The following is a 13,843-nucleotide window of genomic DNA, read 5'->3' as shown; positions in this document are numbered from 1 at the left end:
AGATGATAGTGTAGCATTTGCTATGTGAAAGTAGGACATTACCAGGCTTCAAATAAGCGAAACCCGTTACAGCAATGTGACGGGTTTTTTGCTGTCTGGGGTTTAGTAAATAGCCAAGAGCCCATGCCGAACTCAGTAGTGAAACAAAACAGCTCGAAGGCGAGCCCCGACCAATGATAGTATCCCATTTGCTATGTGAAAGTAGGACATTCTACTGCGTAGCGCACCGACTTCAAATACAAGAAAGCCCGATTCGAAAGAGTCGGGCTTTTTTACGTCTATAGAAAAGTAAAATTAAGCATTTTCTTCTCTAAAGCGCAGCGTCTCTTAAGCGAAGCGCCTCTTTGTTAACAGTGTTTTGGCTATCGAATGCATTGGTCGATAATAGTGCAGCATTTCACTGTGGCTCTCCACCGCGGTGGGCACTACGACATTGCAAGGCCGCAGGCTTCTAATACAAGAAAGCGCTATTCATCAAAGGCTGTTATTTTTTATTTTTAAGACAAAAGGTAACTAACGTATACCCATTAGTACCAAAGTGTTTAAAGCTAGAAGATGAGCTTCTACTTATGAATATATAGTGGGGTTATGCTTGTGCATAGTTTGACTTGTTGCCCAACCAGCGTTGAATGAGTGGCTCTATATACTGCGGGTATTGATTTAACATCTGTTGTGCAATGGGTCTTACTTGATTCAGAGTTTGTTTATCCCGGGTTAAATCAGCAATCTTAAATTCTGCTAATCCTGTTTGCTTAGTTCCAAGTACTTCACCTGGACCGCGTATTTCTAAATCACGCTCGGCTATAACAAAGCCATCGTTACTATCTCTGAGAACACCTAAGCGCTTTTGAGCGGTATGAGATAATGGTGCGTGGTATAAAAGTACACAATGAGAGGCAACACTACCTCGCCCTACACGCCCGCGTAACTGGTGTAATTGTGCTAAACCTAAGCGTTCTGGGTTTTCAATAATAATTAGGCTTGCATTAGGCACGTCTACACCTACTTCAATTACTGTTGTTGCAACTAAAACATGTATTAAGCCCTTTTTAAAATCATTCATAATAGCTTGTTTTTCAGCGGGCTTCATTCGCCCATGCACTAAGCCAATATTTAAACTTGGCAGGGCATCTTTCAGTTGTAGGGCGCTATCTTCAGCAGCTTGGCATTGTAGTGCCTCTGATTCATCAATCAGTGTACAGACCCAATAAACTTGGCGGCCTTGTTCTTGGTAAGCTAATTTAACGCGAGCAATAATATCGTCTCGACGTGTGTCTGGAAGTGCTACTGTTGTGATAGGTGTACGCCCTGGTGGTAACTCATCAATAATAGATACTTCTAAGTCGGCATAAGCTGTCATCGCTAGAGTGCGCGGAATTGGAGTTGCAGTCATTACGAGTTGATGTGGGTAACAGCCATTAAACTGGCCCTTTTCTCTTAGTGTTAAACGTTGTTGAACACCGAATCGGTGTTGTTCATCAATAATTATGAGTACTAGGTTGTTAAACTTCACTTCATCTTGAAATAACGCATGTGTACCCACAATCATTTGTGCTTTGCCAGAGGCTATCTTTTCTAGTGTTTCTACGCGCTCTTTACCTTTTGTTTTGCCACCAAGCCATGCTACATCTATCCCCAATGGCTCAAACCATGAGGTAAAACTAATGCCATGTTGTTCTGCCAGTATTTCAGTGGGAGCCATCAAGGCGACTTGAAATCCTTGAGCTATTGCAGTTAATGCACTTAGTGCAGCAACTAAGGTTTTACCCGAGCCTACATCGCCTTGAACTAAACGCATCATAGGGTAAGGGTGTTGTAGGTCAGATTTAATTTCTGATACGACACGATTTTGTGCGTTTGTTGGAGCAAAAGGTAGTTGTGATAAAAATTGAGGCTCTAATTTATTCGTTGGGCTAAGAGATACCGCTTGTACCTGTTGACCTTGCTCTCTTACTTTTAATAGGCTTAGATTTTGTGCGAGTAATTCCTCAAATACTAAACGCTGCTGAGCAGGGTGCATTCCTTGCTCTAGTTCAATAACGTCGGTATTACTAGGTGGGCGGTGAAGCAACAGTAAGGCATCAGCTAGTGCAAGTTGAGAAGGTTGCCATTGCACGGGTAACAGTTCTTCAACAGAGTATTTATTTAGCAGATCTAAAGCTTGTTCACTTAGCGCCCTAATCGATAATTGCTTTAAACCATCTGTTGTTGGGTACACTGGCGTTAATGTTGAAGCTGTCGGCTGCTCATTAGGTGTGTCACTTAAACTGTATTCTGGATGACTCATTTCAAAGCCAACTCGCCCGCGGCGAACTTCGCCGAAGCAGCGTATTATTTTGCCAGGGCTTAATGCACTTTTCTGAGCTGCACTGAAGTTAAAAAACCGAAGTGTGAGCCTAGCAGTCCCGTCGTTTACTTGTACAACTAGCATCCGTCTTTTACCAAATGTGATTTGGCTTGTTTCTATTGTGGCTTCAATGCTGACGTGGCTATGTAATGATAGTTCGTTAATAGAATAAATACGGGTTCTATCTTCGTACCTAAGTGGTAAGTGAAAGAGCATATCTTGCACGCTTTTAATACCTAGCTTTAAAAGGCGCTCGGCCATTTTGGGTCCTACCCCTTTAAGTTCTGTAATGGGGTATTGGCTTAAGCTAGGTTTAGACAATGTAGGCTCAAATCTTTTTATTTGTGAATGAGTTAAGTGTACTCACAGGCTTGCTAAGCATCAAGCATGTTTTAAAGCATGCCAAAATTCATCATCAGCAACTATTTCACCTTCCTCATCAAGTGGCGGATAGGGGAGTTTTTTTATACGGCATTGCTTGGCTATAACCGGGTGGTAGCCTTCAAAATACATAGGGTGTTTTATATCTTCGCTCAACATGTTACGGCTATATAGCCCTGCCTTTTCGCGTTGATGTTGTGCTTCAAATAAAATGAGTGCTGCAGCCACTGAAACATTAAGAGATTGCACCATACCTTGCATAGGAATAATTATGTTTTGATCTGCATGCTTAAGAGCTTGTGTAGAGATCCCTGTTTTTTCTTGCCCAACAATAATTGCTGTGGGTTTTGTGTAATCTATTTCTCTAAAATCAACAGCATCTTCACTCAAATGAGTTGCTAGTATTTGTACATCTGGGTTGTGCTGTCGCATCATTGCAGCTGCATCATCAATATTTTTATGCAGGTGTGTTTCTAGCCAGTTTTTACTTCCACCAGATGTATTATTAGTCAGCCATTTTTGGTTTTCAGGCCATACAGCATGTACATGGTGACATCCTACTGCATCGGCGCTTCTTACAATAGCCGATAGGTTATGGTGTTTATGTACGTCTTCTAAACATACGGTTAAGTCGGTTTGACGACGCGATAAGACGTCTTTAATTCGTTGATAGCGATTATGCTGCATGGTGATCCTCTTTTTTGTTAATTATACGAAATTTTATGTACTAAGGCATCACTGTACGGCTAATTGGATTTTGCAAAGAGATTAGGGTCTCGGTGGACTGAATGGCTTCTATCGCTTGAATTTTATTAATGAGCACGTCTTGCAGATGGTCGATAGACTTGGCCATTACCTTTATAAAAATGCTGTAGTTACCCGTGGTGTAATAAGCTTCAACTACTTCTTCTAATGCTTCTAGTTTAATCAGTGTTTCTGGGTAGTCGCGAGCGTTGTTTAAGTTAATACCAATAAAGCAACATACATCGTAACCTAGTTGCTTTGTACTAATGCTTAATTGGGTGCCGGTAATGATACCCGCTTGTTTCATTTTTTCTACGCGTACGTGAATTGTGCCGGCACTTACAGCAAACCGTTTAGCTAATTCTGCGTAGGCTGTACGGGCATTTTCCATTAGAGCGTGAAGTATCTGTTTATCGAGATTATCGATTTGATAATTTTCCATTATTTTTGCTTACTTAAATTAGGGAATCTACATTTTTATACCATGTAAATTAATCGATTTTACATATTAAAGCTATTTTTATTATGGGTTATTGAATTAAAAGTTTAAATCGTTACAGTAACCTCATTAATGGCGCGCTTTAGGTGTGTTAATAAAAATAAGCTAGGTAACAATAACTGGGAATGAGGCCAATTATTATGAGTTCACACTATGTTCAGCAACAGTTGCAAATAAGTAGCGTTAAGCAATTTTTTTCACGGCAACTAGAAAAACAGTTAGGGCTAGTCGAAGTTCAGGCACCTATTCTTGCAAAGGTAGGTGATGGCACACAAGATGATTTAAGCGGTCATGAAAATGCTGTGGCAGTCAATGTAAAAGCGATTACCGATAGCCAATATGAAGTTGTTCATTCGCTAGCAAAATGGAAACGTAAAACGCTGGGTAAGTATGGGTTTAGTTTAGGTGAAGGGCTTTATACTCAAATGAAGGCGCTGCGTCCAGATGAAGAGTCGCTAAGTCCTATTCACTCGGTTTATGTGGATCAATGGGATTGGGAAAAAGTAATTTGTGAATCAACAGAGCGTTCTTTAGCGACCCTTAAGCATACAGTTGCATCGATTTATGAAGGCATTAAAGAAACAGAACAATTTGTTAGCGAACACTTTTCGCTTAGCCCTTTTTTACCACGCGATATTCAATTTGTGCATAGTGAAGAGCTACGTAAAATATACCCTGATCTTACTGCTAAAAGTCGTGAAAAAGCAATTGCGAAAAAATACGGCGCTGTATTTTTAATTGGAATTGGCGGTCAATTAGGCGATGGTCAAATTCACGATGTAAGAGCGCCAGATTATGACGATTGGTCTACGCCAACAAGCGAACACGACATAGGGCTCAATGGTGATATTTTAGTATGGAACCCAATATTAGAAGACTCTTTTGAGATATCCTCTATGGGTATTCGCGTAAGCCCTGAAGTACTCAAAACTCAGTTAAATATTACAGGTGATAACGAGCGCCTGCAATTGGAGTGGCATGAGGCATTATTAAAAAGTCAGTTCCCACAAACTATTGGGGGTGGTATTGGGCAATCACGTTTGGCTATGTTATTGCTGCAAAAGGAACATATTGGACAAGTTCAAGTTGGAGTATGGTCAACACAAACACATGCAAGCGTTGAGGGTCTACTCTAATGAAAGATATAAGAGTGCTCTGATGAGCACTCTAGATTCACGATGTTTTAAACTCAACTTCTACTTTGTTATTCATCAGTTTTATTGTGCAAGGTGGGTAGTTGCGTGTTGTTTTTAACGCCTTATCAAAGATATGTATTTCTACCCCTGAATGCAAAACAGTATTAACAACCAAATTTGCTTTAGTAAGTAGTTCGTGAAGATTATTTTCTAGTGATGAAAGCTGCCTTTCATACTGTTCTGCTTGTTGGCAAAGGTGAAGTTGAGTTGCGCCAATTTTACTAATTAACTCATTTTTTTTCTCTGGATCTTTAAGCAAATCTGCTTTTTCTAGTGCTGGTTGTAAAGAGTCTAATTGCTGCTCTGTTTTAGCAAGCTCTTTAAAGCATTCGTCAGTTTCAGCTGTAATATCACCGCCGGAACGTGCTAAATTAATAACCATTTTAGCACCTGATTCGTTTCCTATTTCACCAGCAATAAGCGTTGTAGCATCTAAAATTTCACCACCAAATATCTTACCTTTAGGTAAATCTGGTTGGCCTACCTTTAGTGCATGGCGTGCCTTCATAATACAGTGGCTAGTTTGTCGTTCGATAAAAATATTTGCAGCTTCTATATAGCAATATTGAGAGTGGGATACATGAATGTCACCTTCACATATAAGTTTACACGAAAGCGATTTATCGTCAGACTTTTGATGCCCAATAACGCCTTGCTTAACAGTAATATTGCCGCCGGCCGTTAACTCACCAGATTCAACGGTACCAAATATTGTAATATCACCTTTGGCGGTTACTTTCATACCAGGGTCAATATTACGGGTAACAATTACACTGCCTTCAAAGTCAATATGGCCGCTTTTAACGTTTACATCGGGAATAGTAAAAATATCGTCTACGCGCATTCCGTTAGTAATTTCAATAGGCACACCTGAAATGGTTGATACTAACTCCAGAGGGTTAAGTTTAGAAATCTCGGTACCTTCACCGGCAATAAGTTGTTTATTGTCCCCTGGTTTTGCCGGTAGTATATCGCCAAGAACAGTAAAGCCTTCTTTTCCTGGTGTTGCAGGTTGTTGTCGTATTAGAACTGCGCCAGGCTCAACACTTGCCATCTTACCAAAGTCACGCATATCAACGCTGCCATCTTCTTTGAGCTTTGGGGTTTTTAAATGGTCTTTTAAAGTTCTTACTTTAGTAACGAGTTTAGTTGCCAAGCCATCGCTGGGCAGGCGGCCTTGCGCTAAAATACCTTGTACCACCTCACCTGCTTTAGCTGTAAATTGCTTTTGTAATAGTTGTTCTAAGTATGCTTGCTTATAACCACGAACTATACCCGCTTTGACTAGCTGTTTTTTTGCATCATCTAGGCTGAGTAAATCACCGCCTTGCGCGACGGTAAGCTCGCCAGTAGCCATCATTTTATCGTCACTGATGACAACCTCTAACTTTGCATTGTGTTTGGTCGCGACGACAAGTACTGGCTCAGCACTTTTATCTTTAAAGAATGCATTAATTGCGTCGTAATCAATTTTACAGTCGCAAAATTTAGACATTTCTATCGCTTCAATAACAAATGTAGCACTTGGAGGCGGGTGTTTACTGACATCGAGTAAAACATTCCCATTATGAGCAAGCTTAAACACAGCTAATCCTTTTTAACCACTAAAGTTATAGTAAATTAATGACATAGTTACAGAGTGATAGAAATTTAGGGCGGAGTCAAGATAGTAAGAATAACAATATAGTACAAAAAGAGGACAGGTGTGAGCTATAGAGTGGGTCTATAGCTCAGGAAAATATTAGTTAGTTGAAGGCAGTTCCATTATTCCGTCAATCTCAACTTGTACACCTTTTGGTAAAGCGCGTACACCAACTGCTGCACGTGCAGGGTATGGCTGCTTAAAGTACTGGCTCATCACGTCGTTAACTACAGCAAAGTTAGATAAATCAGTTAAATAAATATTTACTTTAACTAAGTCTTGAATTTTACCACCGGCTTCTTCACATACTGCTGTGATATTTTTAAATACTTGATGTGTTTGCTCACTAAAGTCTTCTGATATAACTTCCATAGTCTCAGGGATTAATGGAATTTGACCAGACAAGTATACTGCAGTGCCTACTTTAACTGCTTGGCTGTAAGTACCTATTGCTGCAGGTGCTTTTTCAGTAGATATAAATGCTTTGTTCATGTTTTTCCTATATTATTTCTTACGATAGACTTTTTGCACATCAGGCATCACACGAATTTTACGCATGATGTTGGCAACATGGACACGGTTTTTAACAGTGACTCCAAGGTCTATTACATATAAATTACTTTCTTTTTCGTCGGTCGCTATTTCAACAATGTTAGCTTGAGTTGTAGCAACCACATTGGTTAACTTAGCCAGCGCACCTTGATGATTAATAATCTCTACTCTTAGGGCTGCTATGTATTCTTTTTCAGGGTTATCATCCCATTTTACGACCAAGTATTTAGATCGTTCACTTTCCCAGCCACGAATGTTTTTACATTCTTGGCGATGAACTGTTAATCCTTTGCCTTGGCTTATGTGTGCAGTAATTGCATCACCAGGTACAGGGCGACAGCATTTAGAGTAATTAACCAACATGCCTTCTGTGCCAATAATGGTCGCTTTGGCTTGTTTAGTTATATCGGTTAAATCGTCAGAATCATTTTGCAATAAACGCTTGGCAATAAGTACGCTCATTAAGTTTCCAGCGCCAATTTCTACAAGCAATTCGAGCAAGGTTGAGAGCTGATGTTCTTCAAGAACTCGTGCAATATTTTCATCAGGAATACTATCTAACTTATTTTCGCCTAATGCAGAGTCGAGCAAACGCCGTCCAAGTAACATAGCTTCTTCATGGTGTTGGCTCTTAAGGTAATTACGAATACCTAAACGTGCTTTGCCCGTTACTATAAAGTTAAGCCAGGTTGCATTAGGGTGAGCGCCTGAGCTGGTGATCACTTCAATGGTTTGGCCAGTATCTAACGGTTTACTTAGCGGATAAGGTTTTCGATTAACACGCGCACCTACACAGGTATTACCTACATCGGTATGTACTGCATAGGCAAAATCGACCGCAGTGGCACCCATGGGTAGTTCAACAATTCGGCCATCTGGGGTAAATACGTAGATTTCTTCAGGGAATAATTCTGTTTTAACGTTTTCAATAAATTCAAACGACGAGCCCGCACTTTGTTGAAGTTCAAGCAAACTTTGCATCCATTGACGAGCACGTTGCTGAGAAGTATTTCCTGCACCATCGCCTGCTTTTTTATACATCCAATGTGCTGCAACGCCTTTGTCGGCCATATGATCCATATCATGGGTTCGAATTTGTATTTCTACAGGAATACCATGAGGGCCAACAAGCGATGTATGTAACGATTGGTAACCATTTGTTTTAGGTACTGCAATATAATCTTTAAAGCGAGTTTCAATAGGTTTATATAAATTGTGCGCAACGCCTAACACGCGATAACACGTATCCATTGAATCAACGGCAATCCTAAAGGCATAAATATCCATTACTTCGTTAAATAGTAACTCCTTATTTAACATTTTTTTATAAATGCTATAAAGGTGTTTTTCGCGTCCAGATACCGTAGCAACAATACCTGACTCTTCTAGGCGAGCTTCTACTTCGGTTTGAATGTTGGAAATAACTTCTTTGCGATTTCCTCGCGCTTTAGCCACTTCTGACTTAAGTGCGCGATGGCGCATAGGGTATAATGCTTGAAAACCTAAGTCTTCAAGTTCATTTTTTATATCGTGAATACCCAAACGGTTTGCAATTGGTGCGTATATTTCAAGTGTTTCACGAGCGATACGGCGACGTTTATCAGGACGAAGAGCGCCAAGGGTACGCATATTATGCGTTCTATCGGCAAGTTTGATTAAAATAACCCGGATATCCTGGGTCATTGCCATGATCATTTTACGATAGTTTTCAGCCTGAAACTCTTTTTTATCTTTAAAGCTAAGTTTATCAAGCTTACTTACACCTTCAACAAGCTCGGCAACGGTTTCACCAAAAATCTCAGCCAAATCTTGCTGGCTAAAGTCGGTGTCTTCAATTACATCGTGCATTAATGCTGCCATGAGTGTTTCATGGTCAAGATGCATTCCAGCTAGAATTTGAGTTACTTCAACAGGATGAGTAATGTAAGGCTCGCCGCTCGAGCGAGCTTGTCCTTCATGGGCCTCTCGTGCTACAACGTAAGATTTTTGTACCAGCTCTACTTCAGCAGCAGGTAAGTATTCAGAAATTTTCTTTTTTAGACCTTCAAAAAGATACATTCACACTCCAATGTTCTAGTGAAGCAAATTAGGTAACGGTAAGTTAAGAATATACGATGAAAAGAAAGGATTGCCAACGGCTATAGTAGAAATACTGTGCCGTTGGCTAAATCAAACCGGGAGGTCGATTATTGGTTGCCACCAACAATAGCAGCAACAGCAGCAAGTTCAGCTGCTTCTTGATGTTGTTGTTCTTCGCGATCAATTAAATCCATTGATGAACTATCAACAAGGTTTAATTCAATTTCACGTAAAGCAACAACGGTCGGTTTATCGTTCTCTGGGTCTACTAGTGGAGTTTTACCACCAACAGCAATTTGGCGGGCACGACGAGCCGCAACTAAAATTAAGTCAAAACGATTACCAACTGCATCTACTGCATCTTCAACTGTTACGCGAGCCATCTCAGCACTCCAAAAATAATTTAAAAGCAAAGGCGTAGTTTACTGCACGCAGGGACTTTCGCCAATAGGTAGTGGTCAATTTTTATCAGTTTTACTGATATGAGCAAGTTTAATAACCTTAATTTACTTTAAAAGGTCATTTAGCAATTTTTTGTTACGTACTTCTTGAACACTTAATGTTAAACGCTGTGCCATAACAATCGTTTCTATATCATTCAGAGCAGTATCAAAATCATCATTAACAATAACAAAATCGTACTCGTTAAAATGAGATGTTTCAGATTGTGCTTTGGCCATACGAGATGCAATAATCTCTGCAGAGTCTTGACCACGGTTATTTAAGCGTTGTTCAAGCTCTGCTTTAGAAGGCGGTAGAATAAAAATAGTTTGTACACTTGGCATAATTTTACGAACTTGCTGCGCACCTTGCCAGTCTATGTCTAAAAATACATCTATGCCTGCATTAAGTTGCGACTCAATGGCTTGTTTTGATGTACCGTAATAGTTATCGAAAACTTGTGCCCATTCAAAAAAGTCATTTTTCTCAATCAGAGCTTTAAACTCATCGGTGGTCACAAAGTGATAGTGGACACTATTCTCCTCTCCTGGACGAGGTGAGCGAGTAGTATGCGATACCGATACTTTCATATCCGTATGTTTTTTGAGTAACGCATTAATTAAGCTAGACTTACCTGCACCTGATGGTGCCGATAAAATAAATAAGTTTCCGCGAGTTTGAGCCATCTTTTTCTCTATCTAAAAATAAACAGGCTTGAGTTACAAACATAACTCAAGCCTTTAATTACCTTATTGTACTTTATTTAGCTAATTATGCTCAAGTGAGCTAAATGCACATTATGGATTATTCTATATTCTGGATCTGCTCACGCATTTGCTCGATCAAAACTTTAAGCTCAACAGCGGCATTTGTAATATCGCTATTAATAGACTTAGAGGCGAGAGTATTTGCTTCGCGGTTAAACTCTTGCATCATAAAGTCTAGACGTCGACCACATGCGCCGCCTTTTTTAAGAATTTTTTTAGTTTCTTTAACATGAGACTTTAAGCGGTCTAGTTCTTCAGCTACGTCTTGTTTTTGTGCTAGATAAATTAGTTCTTGCTCAAGACGAGACTCGTCAATATTTGTCGTTAAATCTTCTAATTTTTGTTCGAGCTTCTCACGTTGCCATTTAGTAATTTCTGGCATGTGAGTTTCTACTGTGTTTACTTGCTCTAGGATGGCATCAAGGCGAGTTGTTATCATTTCTTCTAAATTTGCGCCCTCATCACCCCGTGCTGATTTAAAGTCTTCAATTACTTCATCTAGCCCTGCAATCAGCGCTGTGTTTACGCTGTCCATATCCAGTTCTTCGGCTTCCATTACGCCAGGCCAGCGCAAAATATCAACTGGGTTTATATCACCATTACTTTGCTGTTGAACCCATTTAGCACTGTTTATAAGTTGTTCAGCCAGTGCTTGATTGATTGATAACTCACCAACATGAGCTGGATTTGCAACAAACTTTAAAAATACTTCTACTTTACCGCGCTGTAAGTGTTTACGTAAACGTTCACGAATAACAGGCTCCATCCCACGAAATTGCTCTGGTGCGCGAATAAAGGTTTCAAGGTAACGTTGGTTAACTGATCGAACTTCCCAAGTGCCAGTGCCCCAGTCGCCTTTTATCTCGCGACGCGCATAAGCTGTCATACTGTGGATCATGGATGGTTTCCTAAGTTTTATAATACATAATTAATTTTTATTATACCGAAACACTCTCCAACCTCTAGGGAAAATTTAAGTAGCTGAATGTTTTGCAACCAGGTATTTGTTAAATCAGCATGGTATCTGTACTCACATACACTTATAATGTGGCAAATTATGAATTAAGGGGATCGTCAATGCGTCCAAGCCAAAGAACACCAAACCAAATTAGACCTGTATCATTTACACGCAATTATACTTTGCATGCAGAAGGGTCTGTACTTGTTGAATTTGGTAACACCAAAGTACTTTGTACAGCTACGGTTGAATCGGGCGTTCCGCGTTTCATGAAAGGCCAAGGTAAGGGATGGATAAATGCTGAGTACGGGATGCTTCCAAGGTCAACACACACACGAAATGCTCGTGAAGCGTCTCGTGGCAAGCAAAGCGGCCGCACAATGGAAATTCAACGTTTGATTGCACGCGCACTTCGTGCTGCAGTTGATTTAAAAGCGCTTGGCGAAAACACGATTACTATTGACTGTGACGTTATTCAGGCTGACGGCGGAACACGCACAGCATCAATAAGTGGTGCCTGTGTTGCACTTGTTGATGCACTAACGCACATGCGCGCAAAAGGAATGATTAATTCAAACCCACTCAAACATATGATCGCTGCTATTTCAGTTGGCATTTATAAAGGCCAAGCTATAAGTGATTTAGAATACATTGAAGACTCAGCTGCTGAAACCGATATGAATGTAATTTTAACTGAAACGGGTAAAATTATTGAAGTTCAGGGGACTGCTGAGGGTGAACCGTTTTCGTTTGATGAACTTGATGAGTTACTTACATTAGCGAAGCACTCTATTCGTGAGATCATCGACGTTCAAAAGCAAGCATTAGCATAGATAGGCAGGCGGCAAACATATGAAAGATTACCAAAAAGAATTTATTGAATTTGCGCTAGAAAAGCAAGTATTAAAATTTGGTGAGTTTACTTTAAAGTCAGGACGAACTAGTCCTTACTTTTTTAATGCAGGGCTTTTTAATACTGGTCGTGATTTAGCGCGCTTGGGGCGCTTTTATGCTGCGGCTTTAGAAGATGCCGCAATAGAATACGACGTTCTATTTGGTCCAGCTTATAAAGGTATTCCAATTGCTACAACTACAGCGGTTGCGTTGGCTGATCATTACAACAAAGATGTACCTTATTGTTTTAACCGAAAAGAGAAGAAAGCGCATGGTGAAGGCGGTACATTAGTAGGGTCTGAACTTAATGGCAAAATTATGTTAGTCGACGACGTGATTACTGCCGGTACTGCTATTCGTGAGTCAATGGAAATTATTGCAAATAACGGTGCAGACCTAAGTGGCGTATTAATAGCTTTAGATCGTCAAGAAAAAGGTAAAGCAGAGCTTTCTGCTATTCAAGAGGTCGAACGTGATTTTAATACGCAGGTAATCTCTATTGTTAAACTTGCTGATCTTATTAGCTACCTTGAAAACCAAGGAACAATGAGTGAGCACTTAGCAACAGTTAAAGCGTATCGCGATCAATACGGCGTAGCCTAAACATAAAGCCTCGCATTGCGGGGCTTTCTTTTGACCATATTAAAGAGCTTATCAATGAAAGATGTATTAAAACCTAATGGTTTAGGATTCAAACGTGTTTTTAAAGCCACTTACTGTTCTTATCTTGGCTTTAAAGCAGCGTTTAAAGAAGAAGCTGCATTCAGACAAGAGTTACTGATCTGTATTATTCTTTTTCCTTTTTCATTTTGGCTAGCATCTTCATTACTTCATTGGGCAATTCTTATGTGCTCACTATTGGTGGTATTAATTGTTGAACTATTAAATTCAGCCATTGAAGCTCTCACTGATCGTGTTAGCACAGAGCTGCATGTCTTATCAGGCAGGGCAAAAGATATGGGTTCTGCTGCTGTTACGCTCTCACTGATGATCCTTGTGATCTTGTGGGGAGTGAGTTTGTATATGAAGTTCATAGGATCCTAGCCTACTGGATCAATTAAAAATTGATCATGCATGTTAATAAAATGAAAGTAATGTTGTTTTTTTAGTGTGTTTAGTTCAAATACTCATCGAACAGCATATTTTTTCAAGTTTTCTTCAAAAAAGGGTTGATCTGTTTTTGGATCTCCCTATAATGCGACCCCACTGAGACGGCAGAGCAGGCAACGCTTAAGCTGCAAGCAAACCACTTAGTGAGTCGAGTGAAACTTAGGTTTAGATTTTTATAAAGTTTAAAATTAAGTGTTGACAAAAACACAGGGAAGCGTAAGATTCGCTTCCCT

General features: G+C 40.0%; 13 protein-coding genes. 4 read left to right on the top strand and 9 right to left on the bottom strand.

Translation table 11 applies throughout. The features are described 5' to 3' along the window. Positions 1–586: 586 nt before the first annotated feature. Genes recG through asnC form a run of 3 tightly spaced genes read right to left on the bottom strand, consistent with a single transcriptional unit; the run spans position 587 to position 3,914 of the window. A complete protein-coding gene (recG, locus tag CWB62_RS16415; RefSeq protein ID WP_138527572.1) occupies positions 587–2,668 on the bottom strand; it encodes an ATP-dependent DNA helicase RecG in 2,082 nt (693 codons plus the stop codon). A 60-nt stretch (positions 2,669–2,728) separates the two neighbouring features. Next, entirely contained in the window at positions 2,729–3,415 is a 687-nt protein-coding gene (gene trmH / locus CWB62_RS16410; protein ID WP_058405248.1) for a tRNA (guanosine(18)-2'-O)-methyltransferase TrmH, read from the bottom strand. A 40-nt stretch (positions 3,416–3,455) separates the two neighbouring features. After that, positions 3,456–3,914 (bottom strand): transcriptional regulator AsnC, encoded by a 459-nt coding sequence (gene asnC, locus CWB62_RS16405; protein WP_138527573.1) that lies wholly within the window; start codon positions 3,912–3,914, stop codon positions 3,456–3,458. Between the two features lie 197 nt (positions 3,915–4,111). Here asnC and asnA point away from each other — a divergent pair, with 197 nt between their 5' ends. Beyond that, positions 4,112–5,107 carry an aspartate--ammonia ligase gene (gene asnA / locus CWB62_RS16400; protein ID WP_138527574.1) on the top strand — a complete coding sequence of 332 codons (996 nt, stop codon included), beginning with the start codon at positions 4,112–4,114 and terminating at the stop codon, positions 5,105–5,107. Between the two features lie 37 nt (positions 5,108–5,144). Here asnA and CWB62_RS16395 read toward each other — a convergent pair whose 3' ends face one another. From CWB62_RS16395 to CWB62_RS16370, 6 genes are all read right to left on the bottom strand, one after another. Beyond that, positions 5,145–6,752, bottom strand: a complete 1,608-nt coding sequence (locus CWB62_RS16395) for a flagellar assembly protein A (RefSeq protein WP_138527575.1) — start codon at positions 6,750–6,752, stop codon at positions 5,145–5,147. Between the two features lie 156 nt (positions 6,753–6,908). Beyond that, a complete protein-coding gene (gene ridA, locus CWB62_RS16390) occupies positions 6,909–7,301 on the bottom strand; it encodes a deaminase RidA (RefSeq protein WP_138527576.1) in 393 nt (130 codons plus the stop codon). Between the two features lie 12 nt (positions 7,302–7,313). Then, a complete protein-coding gene (gene spoT, locus CWB62_RS16385; RefSeq protein WP_138527577.1) occupies positions 7,314–9,419 on the bottom strand; it encodes a bifunctional GTP diphosphokinase/guanosine-3',5'-bis pyrophosphate 3'-pyrophosphohydrolase in 2,106 nt (701 codons plus the stop codon). A 128-nt stretch (positions 9,420–9,547) separates the two neighbouring features. Next, entirely contained in the window at positions 9,548–9,823 is a 276-nt protein-coding gene (gene rpoZ / locus CWB62_RS16380; protein WP_006794742.1) for a DNA-directed RNA polymerase subunit omega, read from the bottom strand. A 123-nt stretch (positions 9,824–9,946) separates the two neighbouring features. Next, positions 9,947–10,567 carry a guanylate kinase gene (gene gmk / locus CWB62_RS16375; RefSeq protein WP_058405254.1) on the bottom strand — a complete coding sequence of 207 codons (621 nt, stop codon included), beginning with the start codon at positions 10,565–10,567 and terminating at the stop codon, positions 9,947–9,949. A gap of 118 nt (positions 10,568–10,685) precedes the next feature. Continuing rightward, a complete protein-coding gene (locus CWB62_RS16370; protein ID WP_138527578.1) occupies positions 10,686–11,546 on the bottom strand; it encodes a YicC/YloC family endoribonuclease in 861 nt (286 codons plus the stop codon). 179 nt (positions 11,547–11,725) lie between these two features. Here CWB62_RS16370 and rph point away from each other — a divergent pair, with 179 nt between their 5' ends. From rph to CWB62_RS16355, 3 genes are read left to right on the top strand one after another with little or no spacing between them, the layout of a single operon-like run. After that, a complete protein-coding gene (gene rph / locus CWB62_RS16365) occupies positions 11,726–12,439 on the top strand; it encodes a ribonuclease PH (protein WP_058405256.1) in 714 nt (237 codons plus the stop codon). Between the two features lie 19 nt (positions 12,440–12,458). Further along, positions 12,459–13,103, top strand: a complete 645-nt coding sequence (gene pyrE / locus CWB62_RS16360; RefSeq protein WP_058405257.1) for an orotate phosphoribosyltransferase — start codon at positions 12,459–12,461, stop codon at positions 13,101–13,103. A 54-nt stretch (positions 13,104–13,157) separates the two neighbouring features. Then, the gene (locus tag CWB62_RS16355; protein WP_058405258.1) at positions 13,158–13,544 is read left to right on the top strand and encodes a diacylglycerol kinase; all 387 of its coding nucleotides are present in this window, start codon (positions 13,158–13,160) and stop codon (positions 13,542–13,544) included. Positions 13,545–13,843 lie beyond the last annotated feature (299 nt).

The sequence above is a fragment of the Pseudoalteromonas sp. S408 genome (assembly GCF_005886645.1).
GTDB lineage: Bacteria > Pseudomonadota > Gammaproteobacteria > Enterobacterales > Alteromonadaceae > Pseudoalteromonas.
The sequence above is the reverse complement of the archived record's forward strand: the minus strand, read 5'-3'. Positions and strand labels throughout refer to the sequence as shown.

Excerpts from the sequence above, each read along its gene's own strand:
- trmH (WP_058405248.1), bottom strand. The coding sequence starts at position 3,415 with ATGCAGCATAATCGCTATCAACGAATTAAAGACGTCTTATCGCGTCGT.
- asnC (WP_138527573.1), bottom strand. The coding sequence starts at position 3,914 with ATGGAAAATTATCAAATCGATAATCTCGATAAACAGATACTTCACGCT.
- asnA (WP_138527574.1), top strand. The coding sequence starts at position 4,112 with ATGAGTTCACACTATGTTCAGCAACAGTTGCAAATAAGTAGCGTTAAG.
- ridA (WP_138527576.1), bottom strand. The coding sequence starts at position 7,301 with ATGAACAAAGCATTTATATCTACTGAAAAAGCACCTGCAGCAATAGGT.
- spoT (WP_138527577.1), bottom strand. The coding sequence starts at position 9,419 with ATGTATCTTTTTGAAGGTCTAAAAAAGAAAATTTCTGAATACTTACCT.
- rpoZ (WP_006794742.1), bottom strand. The coding sequence starts at position 9,823 with ATGGCTCGCGTAACAGTTGAAGATGCAGTAGATGCAGTTGGTAATCGT.
- gmk (WP_058405254.1), bottom strand. The coding sequence starts at position 10,567 with ATGGCTCAAACTCGCGGAAACTTATTTATTTTATCGGCACCATCAGGT.
- CWB62_RS16370 (WP_138527578.1), bottom strand. The coding sequence starts at position 11,546 with ATGATCCACAGTATGACAGCTTATGCGCGTCGCGAGATAAAAGGCGAC.
- rph (WP_058405256.1), top strand. The coding sequence starts at position 11,726 with ATGCGTCCAAGCCAAAGAACACCAAACCAAATTAGACCTGTATCATTT.
- pyrE (WP_058405257.1), top strand. The coding sequence starts at position 12,459 with ATGAAAGATTACCAAAAAGAATTTATTGAATTTGCGCTAGAAAAGCAA.
- CWB62_RS16355 (WP_058405258.1), top strand. The coding sequence starts at position 13,158 with ATGAAAGATGTATTAAAACCTAATGGTTTAGGATTCAAACGTGTTTTT.